Genomic DNA, 18,988 nt, shown 5'->3' on the forward strand with positions numbered 1-18,988 from the left:
CCGTATCGGCTGCCCTCCACTGTCACATGCATGATGACGCATGTCAAAGACCGCGGCGCCGATCGCTACCATGACTGATGCTCTGCGCACGGCGGTCGGCCGCCAGGCGCGCCCACCCAACCCCGGAAAGGGAGTGCACCACCCCGTGGCGTCCGTCATCGACACCGTAGTGAATCTGGCCAAGCGGCGCGGCTTCGTTTTTCCCTCGGGAGAGATCTACGGTGGAACCCGGTCGGCGTGGGACTACGGCCCGTTGGGTGTGGAGTTCAAAGAGAACATCAAACGTCAGTGGTGGCGCGCGGTGGTCAGCGGGCGCGACGACGTCGTGGGCCTGGATTCGTCGATCATCTTGCCGCGGCAGGTGTGGGTGGCCTCGGGCCACGTCGAGGTCTTCCATGACCCGCTGGTCGAGTCGCTGATCACCCATAAGCGTTACCGCGCCGACCATCTCATCGAGGCCTACGAGGCCAAGCACGGCCACCCGCCGCCCAACGGACTGGCCGACATCCGCGACCCCGACACCGGCGAGCCCGGGCAGTGGACCGAGCCCCGCGAATTCAACATGATGCTCAAGACCTACCTGGGTCCGATCGAGACCGAGGAGGGCTTGCACTATCTGCGTCCGGAGACCGCGCAGGGCATCTTCGTCAACTTCGCCAACGTGGTGACGACCGCGCGCAAGAAACCGCCCTTCGGCATCGGCCAGATAGGCAAGAGCTTTCGCAACGAGATCACCCCGGGCAACTTCATTTTCCGCACGCGCGAGTTCGAGCAAATGGAAATGGAGTTCTTCGTCGAGCCCTCGACCGCGAAGGAATGGCATCAGTATTGGATCGACACCCGGCTGCAATGGTATGTCGAGTTGGGTATCGATCCGGAGAACCTGCGGTTGTTTGAACACCCGGCCGACAAACTGTCGCACTACTCCGATCGCACCGTCGACATCGAGTACAAATTCGGCTTCGCCGGTAACCCGTGGGGTGAGCTGGAGGGCGTCGCCAACCGCACCGATTTCGACTTGGCGACGCATTCAAAGCATTCCGGCGTCGACCTGTCCTTCTACGACCAGGCGACCGACGCACGCTACATCCCGTATGTCATCGAGCCCGCGGCGGGTTTGACGCGGTCGTTCATGGCGTTCCTGATCGACGCCTACGTCGAGGACGAGGCCCCGAACGCCAAGGGCAAGATGGAAAAGCGCACGGTGCTGCGGCTGGACCCGCGGCTGGCCCCGGTCAAGGCGGCGGTGCTGCCGCTGTCCCGGCACGCCGACCTGAGCCCCAAGGCCCGCGATCTGGCGGCCGAACTGCGCCAGTTTTGGAATATCGATTTCGACGATGCGGGCGCGATCGGGCGGCGCTATCGGCGCCAGGACGAGATCGGCACGCCGTTCTGTGTGACGGTGGATTTCGACTCACTCGAGGACAACGCCGTGACGGTGCGCCGGCGCGACGACATGACCCAGGAACGCGTCGCGATGAACACCGTGGCCGATTATCTGGCGGCACGGCTCAAAGGCTGCTAATCACCGGGCCGCCGTCGGCGGTGCCATATCGGGTCCCGTTGCGTCGGTGCGCGTCTGGCCGACTCGCGCCGCCGTGAATGATGCGCCGTCGCCGGTTCGCATTTGCGAAATAAGGTTTGCTTAAAAATCGGGCCGCGATGGTGGCGGTGCCCTAGGATCTGCCGTGGGGCATAAGTAGATAGCTAGTTGAGCCATGGGCGGATGTCGGGCGTCTGTCGCTGGAGCCGTTGACTCGGTCGGTTGGGGTGTGGATGATTCCCGCGTTTTTGTTCTTCCCTCCGGAAATCAACTCGGCCTTGATAGTCGGCGGCCCCGGTGCTGGACCTCTATTCGAGGCGGCCTCCGCGTGGGACGGACTGGCGGCGGAGCTGTCGTCCTCGGCGGCCTCGTTCAACACCGTGGTGACGGACCTGGCGGCGGGCCCCTGGACGGGTCCTTCGTCGGCATCGATGACGGCCGCCGCGGCGCCCTACGTGCAATGGCTGCTGATCGCCGCCGCGGAGGCGGAGGTGGCCGCGATCCGGGCCCGGCTGGCGGCGCTGGCGTTCGAGGGGGCGGTGGTCGCGACGGTGCCGCTGCCGGCGGTGCTGGCGAATCGTGCCCGGTTGCTGATCCTGATCGCGACCAACTTCTTCGGCCAGAACACGGCGGCGATCGCGCAGACCGAGCTGGAGTACGTCGAGATGTGGGCGCAGGATGTGGCCGCGATGGTGGGCTATCACGCGGGGGCCCAAACGCTGGTGGAGACGTTGCCGGCGTTCACCCCGCCGCCCGCGGGTCTCGGCGGCGGCGCGGCGTCCGCGGGCCTGGCGGGCCTGGCCGACCTGGTGACGGCGCCTCTGACGCTCGCGTCCCAGTTTTTCCAGGGCTTGTCCTCGCTGGGGACCGCGTTCGCGTCGCAGCTGCAGTCGGTGTTCATGGCGCTCTCCCCGGCGGTCTCGTCGCTGACGTCGTTGATGACCTCGACGCCGGTGGCGACCTTGACGACGGTGGCCCAGGCCGGCATGTACCCGGCCGGCGCGCTGATGCCGCCCATGGTGGCGCTGGCCCAGAGCACCGGCCCGGTGGCGGCCGCGGCGCCGGCGGCGCCGGCGCCGATATTGCTCAGCGCCACCAACGTGGCCGCCGCCGAGGCCCCGCGCAGCGCCCATAGCGTGCTGTCCGACCTGCAACCGCTGGCGGGCGGGGGGCTGGGCGCGCTGGGCGTCGCGTCGGCGGGCCTGGGGACCGCGCGGTTCGTCGGGGCGATGTCGGTGCCCGCGGCGTGGCAAGGGTCGATGCCGGCGTACGTGCCCGCACCGGCGGTGTCGGGTGTGGCCACCGGAGCGCCCGCGGCGACGTCGGCCGCGGCCGGGTCGGGTAACGGCGTGCCGATGACGGCCATGCCGGTGGGCGACAAGGGGCCCGAGGGGGACAAGCGCGGCACCAAGGCGGAGGTGGTGCGGTCACGGCCCAAAGTGGTGCCGCGAACCCGATAATCGCGGTGCCGCTGTTGCGGATGTGCATGGAGTGCACTGCGTGAGAAACCGGAAATTCCGACTAGGTTGGCCGGGGCGGCCAAGCAACGCCGTACCGCAATATGCGAATTCATATAATTCGTCCCGTAACAACGCGCGCTCGCATGCGTTGCCCCGAGCGGGAAGCGCGGAGCCGGACCCCCTGCGCACCCGCGGCCGACCGCTCGATCCGATCACGACGGTTTAACCTAACGTGCTGTGCGGCAAGGAGTTTGTCCGTAGGAATCGACGGCGGATCGTCCGGGATGGCGCCCGAGTTCCCCGGTGTCGCCGGCCCGCGTGGCCCGCGCGGCGGTCCCCTTACCGGTTGGCGAGAGGCCCGCGTGGTCCGATACACGCTCAAATTAAGGAAAATTGGCAATTCCCGCATATTTTCTTCGGTTTGTCTTACGATGTCACCGGTTGGTGTAAATAGGTTCGCCACAGCGCCCGAACGCTTAGATCGGCTGTGGAAGGGGGCAGGGGTGCTTTTGCCTCTCGGTTCGCCGTTACCCGATGACACGGTGGCGGCAGTACGCGGTGAGTGCGGTGTGCTCGGCGGTTTATCGGTCCCACTCAAGTGGGGGGTGGTCGTTCCGCCCGACGACTACGACCACTGGGCGCCGAAGTCGGACGCGAGCGCCGACACCACGGAGGAGACACTCGACGCGCCCCGCCCGACGGCGGTCGCCGACGGCGTCTGGAGCGGGTGGGAAGGCGAAGCCGCGGCACGGCCCGTGGGCGTGATCCCGCATTCCCCGGCCGCCGGCTGAAGATCGGTAGGTAGAGAACCGAAAGCCGCCGCGGTCACCCGCGTGCGGCGCGTCAGAATCGGCCGCCGCCACCCATGAAACCGCCGTCGGAAGAACCCGGCGAGCCACCGAACGACGTCGGGCTCCAGCCGCCAAATCCGCCCCGCATCCCCCCGCTGAGCAGGTCGCCGATGATGATGCCGCCGAGCATCGCGCCCATGTCACCGCCGCCGCCACGCGTGTAGGCGCGCTGCATCGCCTGCACGTCGTCGTTCGCCAATGATTGAGCGTGAGCGGCCAGCGTCGACGCCGCGTTGGCGTGGGCGATCGCTTCGCTCGGGTTCGTCGCGCCCTTGTCCTGCGCGGCCTGCAGGTGGCGCTTGGCCTCGGCCAGTCGGGTGCGGGCGTCGGGGCCGACACTGCCGCGGCGCGTGTCGATGTAGTCGGACACCGCGCGCACCCGCGATTGCGCGGTGAACAAGGCCTGTTCCAGTGATCGGTTGAGTCGCTCGGCGGTGGCCTGTTCCTCGGCCAGGGTGGCCAGCAGCCCGTTGAGCGCGGCGTCGGCCTTGGTCACCTGTCCGAAGGCGGCCAGCGGATCTTCGGATCCGCTGGCGCCGGCGCTCTCGACGGCCCTGGTGGCCGCGTCGCGGGCCGCCACCAAATCGCCGCTGCGCGTGGGTTTTTTCTGCAGCAGATCGTTGGCGCGTGCGATGTCATCCTTGATGTCGGCGACGGCCGACGGCAGCCCGTCGATCGCGTGCTGAATGTCGCTGGCCGCGTTGTCCACCGCGTCGAGCAGCGCCCGCGCCTGCCCAAGGGCGGACTCGGCGGCCCGAACCGCGTCGACCAAGCCGGCCTGCCCACCGGAGACGGCGCGGGCGGCCAGCTCACGGGCGGTGCCGATGTTGCGGTCGGCGAACGCCAGCCGCTCCTTGGCCGTCGTGACATTGCCGGACACCGAAGTCAGTGCGGCAGCGCTGAAGTCGTGATGCAGCGCCGCCAGCCGTTGCTCCGCCGGCGCCAGACGGGTGGTGAGTTCCACGTACTGCTGCGTCAGCGCATCCAGCCGCGACGCGGCGTTGATCACCAGGTCGCGCAGCCTCTCGAACGCCTCGGTCTGTGACTCCAGCTCGCGGTCGGCCCGCGCCGCCGAGACGATCACCTGGGTGAGCAGTTCGCGCCGCTGGGCGGGTGTTTCCGGTGTGGAGTCGTCGAGTTGTTGGCGCACCGTGAACGCTTGGGACAGAGCCGCTTTGGCGTTGGCCACCGCGCTCGTGAAGGGTCGGGTGCGCTCTTCGCCGAATTCGCCGACCGCCAGGTCCAATTCGTTGGCGCTGGTGCGTAGCGCGTTGTCGACGTCCACCACCAGCGCGCGGGACAGGTCGTCGAGCGTCTGCAGCGGCAGCGCGGCGAGCGCGTCGACGTCGGTGGGGTCGACGCGCCGCGCGGCCGCCAACGCCGCGGCCCGTCGGCGCTGCCCGCGATGACGCATCACCAGCAGCAGGCCGGCCAGCGCGATGAGAATGCCCGCCAGCGTGGCCAGCAGGATCACCCGCCCCGACGAACCGGGCGACGCGTCGAGCCCGTTCGCCGCGGCCACCGCGGCGCCGCTCCAGTCACCGTTGTGCAGGGCGGGTTCGATCTTGTTGCGCCGCAAGCTGTCGACCTGACCGGCGTTGACGCTCTTGATGGTGGACGGCACCAGGAAGGCGTAGGCGCGGCTGGTGGTCGCGACGGCCAGCAGCGCGTCGTAGCCGCCCAGGTCGCTGGCGCGAACGGTGCCTTGTGCCCACCCGGTCGGGCTCTGCCCGGAGAAGTCGTCGACGTAGACCACCCAGAGCCGGATGTGGCGGTCGGTGTAGAGCTTGTTGACGGCGGCGGTGACGGTGCTTCGACCGGAATCCGACAGCGCCCCCGCGTTGTCGGTGACGTAGTCCGCCAACCGGAATGATGGTTGCGCGCCGGCGGCCGGTGCCGACAGCAGCCCGCCGCCGAGGCCGACCGTCAGGAGCGTCGCGAGCACGGCGAGCAGGCGAGCGGTGCAACGCATAAGGCCAATCTAGCCCCGCGACGATGCAGGCCAGTAGGCCTGCTGAGGAGTGGGGCGGTCAGGCGCGGCCCCGGCCGACACACGCCGGCGGGCCCGAGTCGAGCCGGACTTGGGCGGGCATTCCCTGGCAGACTGTGCGTCGGTGACCAGGAATCAGCGCGACCCCTACGACGACTTCGACCGTCAGCGACGGGTGACCGAAGCCGCGAAGACCGCGGGTCTGCCGGGCACCGAAGGTCAGCACCGCACCGACTTCGCCCGCGACCGCGCCCGGGTGCTGCACAGCGCCGCCCTGCGCCGGCTGGCCGACAAGACCCAGGTCGTCGGGCCGCGGGAAGGGGACACGCCGCGCACCCGGCTGACGCACTCCCTCGAGGTCGCCCAGATCGGGCGGGGAATGGCCGTCGGCCTGGGCTGCGACCTCGACCTGGTCGACCTGGCCGGCCTGGCCCACGACATCGGCCACCCGCCCTACGGCCACAACGGCGAGCGCGCCCTCGACGAGGTCGCGGCGAACTATGGCGGCTTCGAGGGCAACGCCCAGAATTTCCGAATCCTGACCAGCCTCGAGCCCAAAGTGCTTGACGTCCAAGGCAACAGCGCGGGTCTGAACCTGACTCGCGCGTCGCTGGATGCGGTCACCAAATACCCGTGGCCCCGCGGCGAAGGCCACGGGAGCGCGGCGCGCAAGTTCGGGTTCTACGAGGCCGACCGCGAGGCGGCAGCCTGGATGCGGGCGGGCGCCCCGGAGGGCCGGATGTGCCTGGAGGCGCAGGTGATGGACTGGGCCGACGACGTGGCCTACTCGGTGCACGACGTGGAGGACGGCGTCGTCTCCCAACGCATCGACCTGCGGGTGCTGGCCGACGACGACGAGGCGGCCGCGCTGGCCAAACTCGGCGAGACCGAATTTTCCCGGGTGCGCGCCGACGATTTCATGGCGGCCGCGCGACGGCTGTCCGCGCTGCCGGTGGTCGCCGCCGTGGGCAAGTACGACGCCACGCTCGCGGCGTCGGTCGCGCTCAAGCGGCTGACCAGCGAGCTGGTCGGGAGGTTCGCCTCGGCCGCCATCGCCACCACTCGCGCGGCGGCCGGACCCGGACCGCTGGTGCGCTACCGCGCCGAGCTGCAGGTTCCCGATCTGGTGCGGGCCGAGGTCGCGCTGCTGAAAATCCTGGCGCTGCAGTTCATCATGTCCGATCCGCGGCATCAGGAAACTCAGGCCGGGCAGCGTGAGCGCATCCACCGGGTGGCCCACTGGCTGTACGCGGGAGCCCCCCGAACCCTCGACCCGGTCTTCGCCGCGGCCTTCAACACCGCGGCCGACGACGGCGCCCGGTGGCGGGTCATCGTCGATCAAATCGCCTCCTACACCGAGGGCCGGCTGGAACGGATCGACTCCCGCCAGGCCGGCCCGTAGCGGGTCGTGGGGCGCAACTCGTCCGGCCCGGGGATCGGCGCGGCCGCCGCGAGTTAGGCTGCCCGACATGAAGAAATTCAGCGGCTCGCCTTTGATGGCCTCCCTTCTGATGGGGCTTCCCGTCGTCGCCATGACCGCCTGCAGTTCACCGCAGCACGAGAGCAGCCAGCCGGGCACCACCCCGCCGGTGAAAACCGCCGCGCCGACGTCCTCCGGGGAGGCGACGACCCCGGCACCCGCCGGCGGCTCGCTCAGCGCGGAGTTGAAGACACCCGACGGCCGGACGGCGGCTACCGCGACCTTCGACTTCACCGGCAACTATGTGACCGTCACCGTCAAGACGGTGGCGACCGGCATCCTGACCCCCGGCCTGCACGGCCTGCACGTCCACGAGATCGGCAAGTGCGAGCCGAACTCGGTGGCCCCCACCGGCGGTGCGCCGGGCAACTTCTTGTCCGCCGGCGGTCACTACCAGGCACCCGGCCACACCGGCAAGCCCGAGAGCGGCGACCTGGCGACGCTCGAGGTACGCCAGGACGGCGCGGCCTACCTGGTCACCACCACCGATTCGTTCACCCGGGACGACCTGCTGGCCGGTACCAAGACCGCGCTGATGCTGCACGGCGCCCAGGACACCGAGAACGCGATGGATCGCGTCGCGTGCGGCGTCATCGGAACGGGATAGCGTTCGCCGCCGCGCGCTTAGACTGAGCCGATGTCAAGCCCGGCAAGTTCACGGAGCGACGGCGACGCGCGCGCCCGGGGCCGCGGCCGGATTCCGGACCGCGACATCGCCGCCATCCGCGAACGGGTGCGCATCGACGAAGTGGTCGGCGATTACGTGCAGTTGCGGCGCGCGGGCGCGGATTCGCTCAAGGGGCTGTGTCCGTTTCACGACGAGAAGTCGCCGTCGTTTCACGTCCGCCCCAACCACGGCCACTTTCACTGCTTCGGCTGCGGCGAGGGCGGCGACGTGTACGCCTTCATCCAGAAGATCGAGCACGTCAGCTTCGTCGAGGCGGTCGAGCTGCTCGCCGACCGGATCGGTCACACCATCACCTACTCCGGCCCGGCGACCAGTGTGCAGCGCGACCGCGGCAGCCGAAGCCGGCTCGTCGCGGCCAACGCGGCCGCGGCGGAGTTCTACGCCGACGCGCTGGAATCCGACGAGGCGGCGTCGGCACGGCAGTATCTGACCGAGCGCAACTTCGATGCCCAGGCGGCCCGTCACTTCGGTTGCGGGTTCGCGCCGTCGGGCTGGGACTCACTGACAAAGCACTTGGTGCGCAAGGGTTTCGAGTTCAAAGAGCTGGAAGCGGCGGGCCTGTCGCGGCAGGGACGCCGCGGGCCGATGGACCGCTTCCACCGCCGCCTGCTGTGGCCCATCCGTTCCTCGGCCGGCGAGGTGATCGGTTTCGGCGCCCGGCGGCTCTTCGACGACGACCCGATGGAAGCCAAGTACATCAACACCCCGGAGACGCTGCTGTACAAGAAGTCGAACGTGATGTTCGGCATCGACTTGGCCAAACGCGACATCGCCAAGGGCCATCAGGCCGTCGTCGTGGAGGGCTACACCGACGTGATGGCGATGCATCTGGCCGGGGTCACCACGGCCGTGGCGTCGTGCGGCACCGCTTTCGGCGACGAGCACCTGGCGATGCTGCGCCGACTGATGATGGACGACAGCTTCTTTCGCGGCGAGCTGATCTACGTGTTCGACGGCGACGCGGCCGGGCGGGCCGCCGCCCTCAAGGCGTTCGGCGGCGAGCAGAACCTGGCGGGGCAGTCGTTCGTGGCCGTCGCGCCGGACGGCATGGACCCCTGCGATCTCCGGCTGAAGTCCGGCGACGGCGCCCTGCGCGACCTGGTGGCCCGGCGAACGCCGTTGTTCGAGTTCGCGATCCGGTCGGCACTCGCCGAGATGGACCTGGACAGCGCCGAGGGCCGGGTGGCCGCGCTGCGACGCTGCGTGCCCATGGTGGGCCAGATCAAGGACCCCACACTGCGCGACGAGTACGCCCGCCAGCTCGCCGGGTGGGTCGGCTGGGACGACGTCGCGCAGGTGATCGACCGGGTGCGCGGCCAATCCAAGAACGCCAAAACCCCGGCCCGCGGCGGGGCCGGACCCAAGGCGTCGCGGCGCGCGGAGCAACCCGCCGCCGCGGCCCATGCCGCCGCCAGCCGTCCCGACCCTCGCGACCCCACCCTGTGGCCCCAACGGGAGGCACTCAAGTCGGCGTTGCAGTATCCGGCGCTGGCCGGCCCTGTCTTCGACACGCTCACCGTCGAGAGCTTCACCCACCCCGGCTACGCCGCCATCCGCGCGGCGATCGAGACCGCCGGCGGCACGTCGAGCGGGGTCACCGGGGCGCAGTGGCTCGAGGTGGTGCGCGATCGGGCGTCGTCGCCCTTGACGGCCGCGCTGATCAGCGAGCTGGGCGTCGAGGCCATCCAGGTCGACGAGGAGAAAATGCCGCGCTACATCGCCGGCGTGCTGGCCCGCCTGCAAGAGGTGTGGATGGGCCGGCAGATCGCCGAGGTGAAGTCGAAGTTGCAGCGCATGTCGCCGATCGAACAGGGCGACGAGTATCACGCCTTGTTCGGCGACCTGGTGGCGATGGAGGCCTACCGGCGCAGCCTGCTGGAGCAGGCTAGCGGCGACGAGTAGAGGTCTCGAGCTCCTCGTCGGGCAGCCGCTCGACGTCGCGTTCCATGATGGCGGTTTGGTCGTCGATCTGCGCCAGCGTGACAAAGCCGGCGTCCGGGGAGATCCGGTTCGCGATCTTGCGGCGTCCCCCCTCGATCATCGACTTGGCCACCGGGCTGCTGGTCAGCGCTCGATAGGTGCCGACGATCTGCTCGTATCGCCGACGACCGGCTTTCGAGCCCAGCACGTAACCCAGTCCCAGCACCACGACATACCGGATCAAAGCGTTCCTCCCGACTATCGATGGCTCCATCCTGCCTCACCGGGTGGGGTGCGTGCGCGGTCGACCGGGTGAGACGGTGGCGACCCGCGCCAGTTGGGCGCGGTCGTGCCAGTACGCTAGAGTCGTCCCGCGATCGGGTTAGTCCCCTGTAGCTCAATTGGCAGAGCATTCGGCTGTTAACCGAAGGGTTCCTGGTTCGAGTCCAGGCGGGGGAGCAGCAAAATTCAGCGGGCCGCCCGGCCGTCACTGCCCGCTCGCGATACCGGCCGGATTTCCCGCCCATCCCGGCGTCGGCGACAAACCCAGATGCTCGCGCAGCGTGTGGCCGCGGTACTCGGTGCGGAAGCTGCCGCGCTCCTGCAGCAGCGGGACCACCTTGTCGACGAACTCGTCGAGGCCGTGCGGCGTCAGGTGCGGCACCAGGATGAAGCCGTCGCAGGCGTCCGACTGCACGTAGCGGTCGATCTCGGCGGCCACCTGCTGCGGCGTTCCGACGAACTGCTGGCGGCTGGTCACCTCGATGATCAGCTCCCGGATCGAGAGGTTTTCGGCCTCCGCTCGCGCCCGCCAGGTTTGGGCGACCGTCGTGGGATCGCCGTGCCGGACGCGTCCCCTCGTGATGTTCGGGTTCTCGACGGGGTCGACGTCGGGCAGGGGTCCGTCGGGATCGTAGGCCGACAGGTCCACGCCCCACACCTGCTCGAGAAACGCGATCGCGGTCGGACCGCTGACCTGCTGCTCGCGGATGTGGCGCGCGTTGTCCTGCGCCTCGTCGGGGGTGTCTCCCAGCGCGAACGTCGCGCCGGGCAGGACCTTGAGCTGGTCGGGGTCGCGCCCGTGGGCGGCGGCGCGGCCCTTCACGTCGGCGTAGTAGCGCTGCCCCGCCTCGAGCGAACCGTGCAGCGTGAACAGGGCGTCGGCGTGCCTGGCGCCGAAGTCGCGGCCGTCGCTGGAGTCACCGGCCTGCAACAGCACGGGGTGGCCTTGCGGCCCGGCGGGCAGCGCGGCCACGCCGTGGACGCCGAACTGCGGACCGAAATGGTCGACGACGTGGATGCGCGTCGGGTCGGCGTAGGTGCCGGCGTCGACGTCGGCGATCACGGCGTCGGGTGCCCAGCTGTCCCAGAACTTGCGCGCGACGCGGATGAACTCCTCGGCCCGGTGGTATCGGTCGGCGTGGGCGAGGAATCCGCCGCGGCGGAAGTTCTCCCCGGTGAACGCGTCGGAGGAGGTGACCATGTTCCACGCCGCACGCCCGTCGGACAGGTGGTCCAGCGTCGCGAATTGCCTTGCCACCTCGAAGGGTTCGTTGAAGGTGGTGTTGATGGTGCCGGCCAGGCCGAGTCGGTCGGTCACCGCGGCGAGCGCGGCCAGCACGGTGAACGTGTCGGGACGGCCGACGACGTCGAGATCGTGGATTTTGCCGCGGTGCTCGCGCAGCCGCAGCCCCTCGGCAAGGAAGAAGAAGTCGAACAGCCCCCGCTCGGCGGTCTGGGCAAGGTGCACAAACGATTCGAACGCGATCTGGCTGCCCGCGCTCGGATCCGACCACACCGTCGTGTTGTTCACCCCGGGGAAGTGGGCGCCCAGGTGTATCTGCTTGCGCTGTCCCGCATCTCGAACGGTCATCCGGTCAGCCCCCATCGTTTGGCGATCAGTTCATGCGAGCGCAGCCGGTCGGCGTGCCGGTGGGTGACGGACGTGATGACAAGTTCGTCGGCACCGGTGACCCGGCGCAGCAGCTCGAGCCGGTCGGCGACCTCATCGGGGTTGCCGACGAATTGTGTTGAAGTGCGGTCGGCCACCAATGCCTGCTGGGCCTCGGTCAGGGGTTCGCAGAAGTCGGGATCCGGGTAGGGGATCGCGCCCCGGCCGCTACGAATGGAATACACCCAGTGGCCGTAACTGGACGCGAGGTAGCGCGCGGTGGCGCTGTCCTCGGCGACCACGACGTCGGCCGACACCACCACGTACGGCCGCGCCAGCCGGGCGGAGGGGCGGAAGGCGTTGCGGTACGCGGTGATCGCGTCGAGCGCGGTGCCGGGGGTGATGTGGTAACTGGCGACGAACGGAAGCCCGCGGGCGCCGGCCACCTCGGCGCTCTGTCCCTTGGTGCTGCCGAAGATCCACGGTGTCAGCTGCGCGTGTTCGCCGGGAACCGCCCGCAGCTGATGGCCGTCGACGGCGTAGGTGCCGTCCAGCATCGCTTCGATGTCGGCGACCTGGTCGGCGAAATCCGCCGGCTGCGCGCACGGTTGGGCGAGCACCGACGCCTGCGCCCGCATCCGTTCGGATCTCATCAGCGGGGTTTGGTCGAACGGTGTGGGGACGAGCAGGCCGTCGACGTCCCGCCACGGCTCGGGCGCGCGGTCGGGCTGGGGGGCGCGCGAGGTCGCGGCCTCTTGCCGCCGCTGCCCGGAGCGGCCCAGGCCCATGTCGATGCGGCCGGGATGCAACGCGTCGAGGATGCCGAAGCTCTCCACCACGGCAAGCGCCGTCGTGTGGCCGACCTGCACGGCGGCCGATCCGACGTGAATGCGTTCGGTGGCCGCGGCGATCTGGCCGATCAGCGTCACCGGTGACGAGCTGGCCACCGCGACGAAGTGGTGCTCGGCGAGCCAGTAACGCTTGTAGCCCCATTGTTCGGCGTGCTGGGCCAGGTCGATGGTGTTGCGCAGCGCCGTCGCGGCGTCGCTGCCGGCGCTGATGGGTGCCAGGTCCAGGATCGACAGGGGAGTGAGGCTCATGACGGCGCCGTCGCGTAGCGGTTGGGGGCGGGCGCCAGGCCAAGGCGGTCGCGCAGCGTCTCGCCCTCGCGGTAGCGGGTGCGGAACCGCCCGGCGCGCTGCAGCAGCGGCACCAGGTCGTCGACGATCGCGGGCAGGTCGATCGCGTTGACCGCGGGCCGCAGCCGCACCCCGTCGACCCCGGCGTCCTGCCAGGCGAGCAGCAGCTCCGCCAAATCGCTTGCGCGGCCATGGAACACGTGCGCGTCGGAGGAGATGGCCGCGCCCGGCGTCAGCAGATCCTCACCCAGCGACACCACCAGATCGGCGTAGGCCTGGATCGTGCGGCCCGCCGCACGCTGCGCGTGGCCGACCTCGGCCAGGATCGCGCGCAGCGATTCCTCGTCGCGTGGGGTGACGAACACCAGGTCGGCGCTGGCGGCGGCGAATTCGTAGACGCGCGGCGCGTGCGCCAGCGCCGCCACCACCGGCTGGCCCTGGGGAGGGCGCGGGGTGATGGACGGTCCCTTGACCGAGAAGTGCTCGCCGGCGAAGTCGATGTAGTGCAGCTTGTCGCGATCGATGTAGCGGCCGGTCGCCACGTCGCGGATGACGGCGCCGTCCTCCCAGCTGTCCCAGAGGCGGCGCACCACCTCCACGGCGTCGGCGGCCTCGCGGAAAAGTTCGTCGCCGTCGGGGGCGGATCGCCGGCCGAACAGCGCCGCCTCGTGTGCCGTCGCGCTCACCCGCACCTGCCAGCCGGCCCGGCCGTGCGAAATATGGTCAAGCGTCGCAATCGCTTTCGAGACATGGAACGGCTCGGTGTGGGTGACCGTCGCGACGGGGATGAGTCCGATGTGTGCGGTGACCGGCGCGATGCGCGCGGCCACGAGCGTGGCGTCGGCGCGCCCCGCCAGGCGCCGCGGCGAGATCTCGGGCCGGCGGCCCGGCTGCGCATCCAGGCTGTCGTCGATGGTCAGGAAGTCCAGCAGGCCACGTTCGGCGGTGGCGGCCAGCGCGGCCCAGTATCGCCCGCTGAGTTGCCCGCCGCCGGTTGCGTTGTGCGCGAAGGCGTATCGCCACGCGTGGGGGTGCCACCCGTAGCCGTCGAGCCCCACGGCCAGATGCAGCTCGGTCATGACCGGGCCGCGGAATCTGCCGTCGGGACGCCGTCGTGCATCGTGTCCATAACCCACTGTGCAACGCTCAGCGCGGCAATGCATTCCGGGGCGGAGTTAACGTCAGCGTGAGTAATACTCTGCCGAGTTCATCGCCGAAGAATCAGATGGAGAAGTCCTCGCCGTACCAGACTCCGGCTTCGGGGGGCCGGATGACGTGGTTGGTCTGCGCGCCGTCCGCCCGGGCCTCGAGTTTGGTCACCCGGGTCAGCAGCGACTGCAGGCTGACACCGACGAGATCGGGCATCATCGAGTCATCCGGACTGCCGGGACGGCTACGGCTGATGACCTGTCCGGGCACCCCGATGACCACCGCGCTGGACGGAACCTCTTTGACCACCACGGCGTTGGCGCCGATGCGGCTGTCGTCGCCGATTTTTATCGCGCCCAAGACCTTTGCGCCCGCGCCGATGATCACCCGGTCGCCGATGGTGGGATGGCGCTTGCCGGTGTCCCTGCCGCTGCCGCCGAGGGTGACGCCGTGGTAGATCGTCACGTCCTCGCCGACCTCGGCGGTCTCGCCGATCACCACGCCGGTGGCGTGATCGATGAACAGCCCGGGCCCCAGGACGGCGCCGGGGTGAATCTCGACGCCGGTCAGGATCCTGGTGATCTCGGCGGTGATGCGCGCGATCAGCCTCGCCCCGCGCAGCCACAGCCAGTGGTTGATGCGGTGAAGCCAGATGGCGTGCACCCCGGGATAGGCGAAGATCACCTGCAGCGTGGTCGGGGCGGCGGGGTCTCGCTCCCTGGCGGCCCGGATGTCGGTGCGAATGGCGTCGAGCATGACTAATCGGCCAGGTCGGCGAACAGCGGCGTGCTCAGGTAGCGCTCGCCGAAGTCGGGCAGCACGACGACGATGAGCTTTCCGGCGTTTTCCGGGCGGCGGGCGACCTTCAGCGCGGCCGCCAGCGCGGCCCCCGAGGAGATGCCGACCAGCAGTCCCTCTTCGGCGGCCAGCCGCCGGGCCAACGTCATCGACTCTTCGTTGCCGACGGTGATGACCTCGTCCACCAGATCCATCGCCAGCACCGGCGGGACGAAACCGGCGCCGAGGCCCTGGATGGGGTGCGGCCCTTTCTGTCCACCGGAGAGCACCGGGGACCCCTCCGGCTCGACGGCGATGAATTGTGCGGAGGGCTTACGTTCTTTGATGACCTGAGCCACCCCGGTGAGGGTGCCGCCGGTCCCGACCCCGGCGACGAAGATGTCCACCTTGCCGTCGGTGTCGCGCCAGACTTCCTCCGCCGTTGTCTTACGGTGGATTTCGGGGTTGGCCGGGTTCTCGAACTGCTGCGGCACGAAGTACCGTTGGTCGCTCTTGGCCAATTCCTCGGCCTTGGCGATGGCGCCCGGCATGCCCTCCGGACCGGGTGTCAAGACGATCTCGGCGCCCAACGCGCGCAACAACATTCGCCGCTCGACGCTCATCGTCTCCGGCATGGTCAACACGCAGCGGTAGCCGCGTGCGGCCGCCACCAGCGCCAGCGCGATGCCGGTGTTCCCGCTCGTCGGTTCGAGAATGATCGTGTCCGGCTTGATCACGCCCGCCTTTTCGGCCGCGTCGATCATCGCGACCCCGATGCGGTCCTTGACGCTGTTTCCCGGGTTGAAGAATTCCAGCTTGGCGACGACGTCGGCGACCGCACCGTCGGTGACCCTGTTGAGCCGGACCAGCGGGGTGTTTCCGATCAGTTCCGTGACGTTCTCGGCGATGCTCATCTACCTTTTGTCTCCAACGATGTAGGACCAGGCCTCTCAGCCTGCCAGCTAATATCGAACTCTATGTTCATCTCGGTCGGGATGGCTAGCGCCGCATAATCGAGTCGAGCCTGATCAGGGCCGCTGCGGCTAGCTCCCGCCAGGGCGTGAATCGGCTCGGACGATACGGTCATCGGTCGCTAATTTTCCTGAAAATCTCCGTGAGCCCGCGTCTTGACGCCGCCGGACAAATACACCGAAACCGCCCTGACATGGGCTAGCGCGCGGATTTCTACAGTGTCAGAGGCGTGCGGATCAACAACAGCGACACGAACAGTCCGCGACGCGCGACGGGACAAAGCGCAGCTGTACGGAGTGTTGCATGCGTCCACTATAGGACAGGCGAGGTTTTCGCCCGTTGGGCTCAGCCGGGATCCGCGCCGTCTGGGCTGGTCATCGCTTCGATCGGCTCGGCGCGAGGGTCTCCGCATGTGTCGGCGCCGTGCCTAGGCGCTGACACCCCACCCGAGCAGCCGCGACGTCAGCAGCACGATGCCGAGGGAGACGGTGGCGACGACCGTCAGCCCGATGACCGCGACGACCAGCGGGCGCCAGCCGGTGCGCGCGATCTGACGGATATCGGTGTTGAGGCCCACGCCAGCAAAGGTCAGCAGGAACGCCCATTTCGACACGTTGGCGAGGTTGGCGGTTTGGCCTTTGGTCAGCCAGCCGGCGGTGGCGATCGCCGACACCGCTAGGAAGCCGAGCACGAATTTCGGGAATTTGTTCCAGACGAACGCGGCCTTGGCATTGGCGCCCCGCGCGATCTCGTCGGCCTGCCCGCGCGCGGCCCAATACAGCGCGAAGCCCAGCACGACGAAACCGATCAGCGCGTTGCGGGTCGACTTCACCAGCACCGCGATCTTGCCGGCGTGGTCGGAGTACAGGTAGCCCGTGGCGGTGGTTTCGGCGGTGTTGTCCACGGAAAGCCCTGCCCACAAACCGAATTCGTGATCGGTGAGCCCGATCGCGTGGCCCAGCGGCGGCAACACGAACAGTGACACCGCGCCCAGCGCCAGGATCGCCGCGATCGCGTAGCTGACATCGGAATTGCGGGCCCGGATCGCGCCCTTGGCCGCCACGATCGCCGACACCCCGCAGATCGACGTGCCGATCGCCAACAACGAGCCGAGCTTGCCCGACAACCCGAACGCGCGGGCCACGACGATGATGATCGTCCCCGCGATCGTCATGTCCACCAGGATCTGCACCAGGCTGATCCCGCCGAGCTTGGCGATGTCGCCCAGCACGAAACGCGAACCGAGCGCCACGATGCCGACCTTGAGCCAGAATTCGTAGGTCAGCACGCCGGAGCGAAAGATCGGGTGCAGGCCAACGGTATTGGTGATGAGCAGCCCAATCACGATCGCCCACAACACGTATTCGATGTCGGGCACCGTCCAGTGCTCGTGTTTGGCCAGCGCGTTCCACCAGATCTGGGCGTACTTGCCCAGCACCCCGACGCCGATCAGCAGCAGGATGCCCGGGACATAGTCGAGCGGACGGGTACTGGTGAACGTGGTTTCGGCAGATGCTTCGCCGGGCTCGACGCGCACCGTGCTCACGCCGGTCACCACGGAACCTTCGGAAGCACGTCGGCCACCGCCAGCGCGACGATGGCGCCGGCCACCGCGGTCGCCCACCAGTCCACCGATATCGCGCCGAGCCTCGCGGTCCAGCGCGGTCCCCGCAGCGCGTCGTCCTCTGGCACGCCCTCACCCACGATGGCCACTCCTCACGCGACTCCCCGGGCGACAGTGGCGGCTTGCGCAGCCGCATCCCGTTGAGGGGAATCGTGGCCCGTGGGTCCGGCGCGTCCAAGTGATTGACTCGGGCAGAATTTAGCTCGCCCGGGGCGGTCGATCAGGTTGGCAGGCCGCGCTTCTCGGCGTCGGCACGGTAGCGGTCCACCCACTCGTCGGAGCGATGGTCGGCCTGGCGTTCGAGCACCGGCTCCGGCGCCAGCTGCGGGTCGAGACCCAGCGCCTCGAGGATGGAGGCCACCACCTGGGTGAGGTTGCGCCACAACACCGGATACGGAATCTCCATGGGCGTGATGCCCTCCTGGGCGAACCAGTTCCGCCAGCCCTCTTCTTGCGCGCGCAGCATGGTGACCACGTGAGCGATCGCCCCGGCGTGGTAGGTGGCGCGTGCGTCGCGGGCCGGGTCGGGCCTGCCCCGCCAGACGCGGGTCTGCACCGCGCGCCAGAAGGACACCGCCTGCGAAATCACGTCGGGCCGGTAGACGTGAATCAGTAGCGGGTCTTCGCCCACCACGTCGCGGATGGCCGCGAGCAGGCCGTCGCCGCTTCGGTCCGGCAGGTTCTTGGCGCGGTCGAGCAGCAGCGGTGTCTGGTTCCACATCAGCTTGCCGCCCCACACCCCGTTCGGCGTCCGTCCGACCGTACGGATGTAGGCGCGCCAGATCTCGGGCGGCGCGAGGTCCGGGGTCCCGGCGTCCAGCGGGTCAAGCAGATTCAGGATCGACTCGTCGTCGACGCCGGCGAACCACTCCCGTGGCTGTGGCGACTGGCTGGTGGCCGGCAAATACTGAAAGAACTCCTGCGGCTCGCCGGCCACGCCGGTCGCGCGCAGCGATTCGACCAGCAGCGTGCTGCCGCTGCGCTGCGACGCCAACACCAGGTATGACGACGGCCTGTTTGTCACCCGCAGAGTCTAACCAGAATTTGAAATCCCAATCTGTCAAGCACGATTAGGGTCGGCGTGAATGAAAACCTTGCGTCGCCCCGATGTTGCCCTTATAGCTCCGGCGCGGACGGCCAGCCAAAGCCACGGTTTCGTGAACCCAAGGGATTCAGGAATATTCGAGGTTTTGTTTCGTCGCAGCCAAAGGAGCCTGCTCGGCGGCGATCTCGCAGACGCACAAGCGCCTGCGCATCAGGTGCTGGGCGTAAACCTTGTCGCGCTGATCGCGCGAGAACGCGAAGTCCAGGTTGACGGGCAGCCCCGCCCAATCCACCCGCTCCTCCGTCACGCCGACGCGTCGTAGGCGGCATCGCAGCGGGCAGCCGTTCTCGAGGACCCGATCGGGTCCATCACAGTCCCGAGTCATACGACGACCCCTTCAGGTGCGCGACCTTCTGAGTGCATGGTGCGACGCGGATGTTTCATCGGCGGATGCGCGAT

At 68.9% G+C, this 18,988-nt stretch carries 16 protein-coding genes, 1 tRNA gene and 1 pseudogene; 7 read left to right on the top strand and 11 right to left on the bottom strand.

Annotation, left to right across the window (positions count from 1 at the left end; translation table 11 throughout):
* Positions 1-133 precede the first annotated feature (133 nt).
* The 3 genes and pseudogenes from W7U_RS05230 to W7U_RS26670 form a co-directional block, all read left to right on the top strand.
* A complete protein-coding gene (locus tag W7U_RS05230; RefSeq protein ID WP_008255621.1) occupies positions 134-1,525 on the top strand; it encodes a glycine--tRNA ligase in 1,392 nt (463 codons plus the stop codon).
* 251 nt (positions 1,526-1,776) lie between these two features.
* Complete coding sequence (locus W7U_RS05235; protein WP_014382304.1) at positions 1,777-3,003, top strand: PPE family protein; 1,227 nt, start codon at positions 1,777-1,779, stop codon at positions 3,001-3,003.
* A 503-nt stretch (positions 3,004-3,506) separates the two neighbouring features.
* Positions 3,507-3,647: pseudogene (locus W7U_RS26670) on the top strand (hypothetical protein); the annotation flags it as partial.
* A 199-nt stretch (positions 3,648-3,846) separates the two neighbouring features.
* On the opposite strand, the gene W7U_RS05245 reads toward W7U_RS26670, so the two are convergent.
* Positions 3,847-5,826 carry a TPM domain-containing protein gene (locus W7U_RS05245; RefSeq protein WP_008255627.1) on the bottom strand — a complete coding sequence of 660 codons (1,980 nt, stop codon included), beginning with the start codon at positions 5,824-5,826 and terminating at the stop codon, positions 3,847-3,849.
* A 142-nt stretch (positions 5,827-5,968) separates the two neighbouring features.
* Here W7U_RS05245 and W7U_RS05250 point away from each other — a divergent pair, with 142 nt between their 5' ends.
* The 3 genes from W7U_RS05250 (at position 5,969) to dnaG (ending at position 9,914) form a co-directional block, all read left to right on the top strand.
* Positions 5,969-7,246, top strand: coding sequence for a deoxyguanosinetriphosphate triphosphohydrolase (locus W7U_RS05250; protein WP_008255629.1), 1,278 nt, complete (start codon positions 5,969-5,971; stop codon positions 7,244-7,246).
* A 67-nt stretch (positions 7,247-7,313) separates the two neighbouring features.
* Positions 7,314-7,931 (top strand): superoxide dismutase family protein, encoded by a 618-nt coding sequence (locus W7U_RS05255; RefSeq protein WP_008255630.1) that lies wholly within the window; start codon positions 7,314-7,316, stop codon positions 7,929-7,931.
* A gap of 30 nt (positions 7,932-7,961) precedes the next feature.
* On the top strand, positions 7,962-9,914 hold the full coding sequence (gene dnaG / locus W7U_RS05260) for a DNA primase (RefSeq protein WP_008255631.1): 1,953 nt from the start codon (positions 7,962-7,964) through the stop codon (positions 9,912-9,914).
* Here the strand turns inward: dnaG and W7U_RS05265 are convergent.
* Positions 9,898-10,176 (bottom strand): hypothetical protein, encoded by a 279-nt coding sequence (locus W7U_RS05265; protein ID WP_008255632.1) that lies wholly within the window; start codon positions 10,174-10,176, stop codon positions 9,898-9,900. The two genes, dnaG and W7U_RS05265, sit on opposite strands and share 17 nt — an antisense overlap.
* Before the next feature lie 142 nt (positions 10,177-10,318).
* Here W7U_RS05265 and W7U_RS05270 point away from each other — a divergent pair.
* Positions 10,319-10,391, top strand: a tRNA-Asn gene (locus tag W7U_RS05270).
* Between the two features lie 28 nt (positions 10,392-10,419).
* On the opposite strand, the gene W7U_RS05275 is transcribed toward W7U_RS05270, so the two are convergent.
* From W7U_RS05275 to W7U_RS05310, 9 genes are all read right to left on the bottom strand, one after another.
* Positions 10,420-11,805: an NtaA/DmoA family FMN-dependent monooxygenase gene (locus W7U_RS05275; RefSeq protein ID WP_008255635.1), complete on the bottom strand. Its 1,386-nt coding sequence runs from the start codon at positions 11,803-11,805 to the stop codon at positions 10,420-10,422.
* A complete protein-coding gene (locus W7U_RS05280; protein ID WP_008255641.1) occupies positions 11,802-12,923 on the bottom strand; it encodes an LLM class flavin-dependent oxidoreductase in 1,122 nt (373 codons plus the stop codon). Before W7U_RS05280 ends, W7U_RS05275 begins: the two co-directional genes overlap by 4 nt.
* A complete protein-coding gene (locus tag W7U_RS05285) occupies positions 12,920-14,041 on the bottom strand; it encodes an LLM class flavin-dependent oxidoreductase (protein WP_008255643.1) in 1,122 nt (373 codons plus the stop codon). The genes W7U_RS05280 and W7U_RS05285 overlap by 4 nt, the downstream gene beginning before the upstream one ends.
* A 142-nt stretch (positions 14,042-14,183) precedes the next feature.
* A complete protein-coding gene (gene cysE / locus W7U_RS05290) occupies positions 14,184-14,867 on the bottom strand; it encodes a serine O-acetyltransferase (protein ID WP_008255645.1) in 684 nt (227 codons plus the stop codon).
* Between the two features lie 2 nt (positions 14,868-14,869).
* Positions 14,870-15,802, bottom strand: a complete 933-nt coding sequence (gene cysK, locus W7U_RS05295; RefSeq protein WP_008255646.1) for a cysteine synthase A — start codon at positions 15,800-15,802, stop codon at positions 14,870-14,872.
* Between the two features lie 485 nt (positions 15,803-16,287).
* A complete protein-coding gene (locus tag W7U_RS05300; RefSeq protein WP_008255648.1) occupies positions 16,288-17,418 on the bottom strand; it encodes a YeiH family protein in 1,131 nt (376 codons plus the stop codon).
* Positions 17,412-17,564, bottom strand: a complete 153-nt coding sequence (locus tag W7U_RS26385) for a hypothetical protein (RefSeq protein WP_162130882.1) — start codon at positions 17,562-17,564, stop codon at positions 17,412-17,414. The genes W7U_RS05300 and W7U_RS26385 overlap by 7 nt, the downstream gene beginning before the upstream one ends.
* Before the next feature lie 140 nt (positions 17,565-17,704).
* A complete protein-coding gene (locus W7U_RS05305) occupies positions 17,705-18,508 on the bottom strand; it encodes a Stf0 sulfotransferase family protein (RefSeq protein ID WP_008255650.1) in 804 nt (267 codons plus the stop codon).
* A 148-nt stretch (positions 18,509-18,656) separates the two neighbouring features.
* Entirely contained in the window at positions 18,657-18,836 is a 180-nt protein-coding gene (locus W7U_RS05310; protein WP_009953066.1) for a hypothetical protein, read from the bottom strand.
* Between the last annotated feature and the right edge of the window lie 152 nt (positions 18,837-18,988).

Origin of the sequence: Mycobacterium sp. H4Y (genome assembly GCF_000364405.1) — a bacterium.
Classification (GTDB): domain Bacteria; phylum Actinomycetota; class Actinomycetes; order Mycobacteriales; family Mycobacteriaceae; genus Mycobacterium; species Mycobacterium intracellulare.

Excerpts from the sequence above, each read along its gene's own strand:
- dnaG (WP_008255631.1), top strand. The coding sequence starts at position 7,962 with ATGTCAAGCCCGGCAAGTTCACGGAGCGACGGCGACGCGCGCGCCCGG.
- W7U_RS05285 (WP_008255643.1), bottom strand. The coding sequence starts at position 14,041 with ATGACCGAGCTGCATCTGGCCGTGGGGCTCGACGGCTACGGGTGGCAC.
- W7U_RS05235 (WP_014382304.1), top strand. The coding sequence starts at position 1,777 with ATGATTCCCGCGTTTTTGTTCTTCCCTCCGGAAATCAACTCGGCCTTG.
- W7U_RS05280 (WP_008255641.1), bottom strand. The coding sequence starts at position 12,923 with ATGAGCCTCACTCCCCTGTCGATCCTGGACCTGGCACCCATCAGCGCC.
- cysE (WP_008255645.1), bottom strand. The coding sequence starts at position 14,867 with ATGCTCGACGCCATTCGCACCGACATCCGGGCCGCCAGGGAGCGAGAC.
- W7U_RS05245 (WP_008255627.1), bottom strand. The coding sequence starts at position 5,826 with ATGCGTTGCACCGCTCGCCTGCTCGCCGTGCTCGCGACGCTCCTGACG.
- W7U_RS05255 (WP_008255630.1), top strand. The coding sequence starts at position 7,314 with ATGAAGAAATTCAGCGGCTCGCCTTTGATGGCCTCCCTTCTGATGGGG.
- W7U_RS05275 (WP_008255635.1), bottom strand. The coding sequence starts at position 11,805 with ATGACCGTTCGAGATGCGGGACAGCGCAAGCAGATACACCTGGGCGCC.
- cysK (WP_008255646.1), bottom strand. The coding sequence starts at position 15,802 with ATGAGCATCGCCGAGAACGTCACGGAACTGATCGGAAACACCCCGCTG.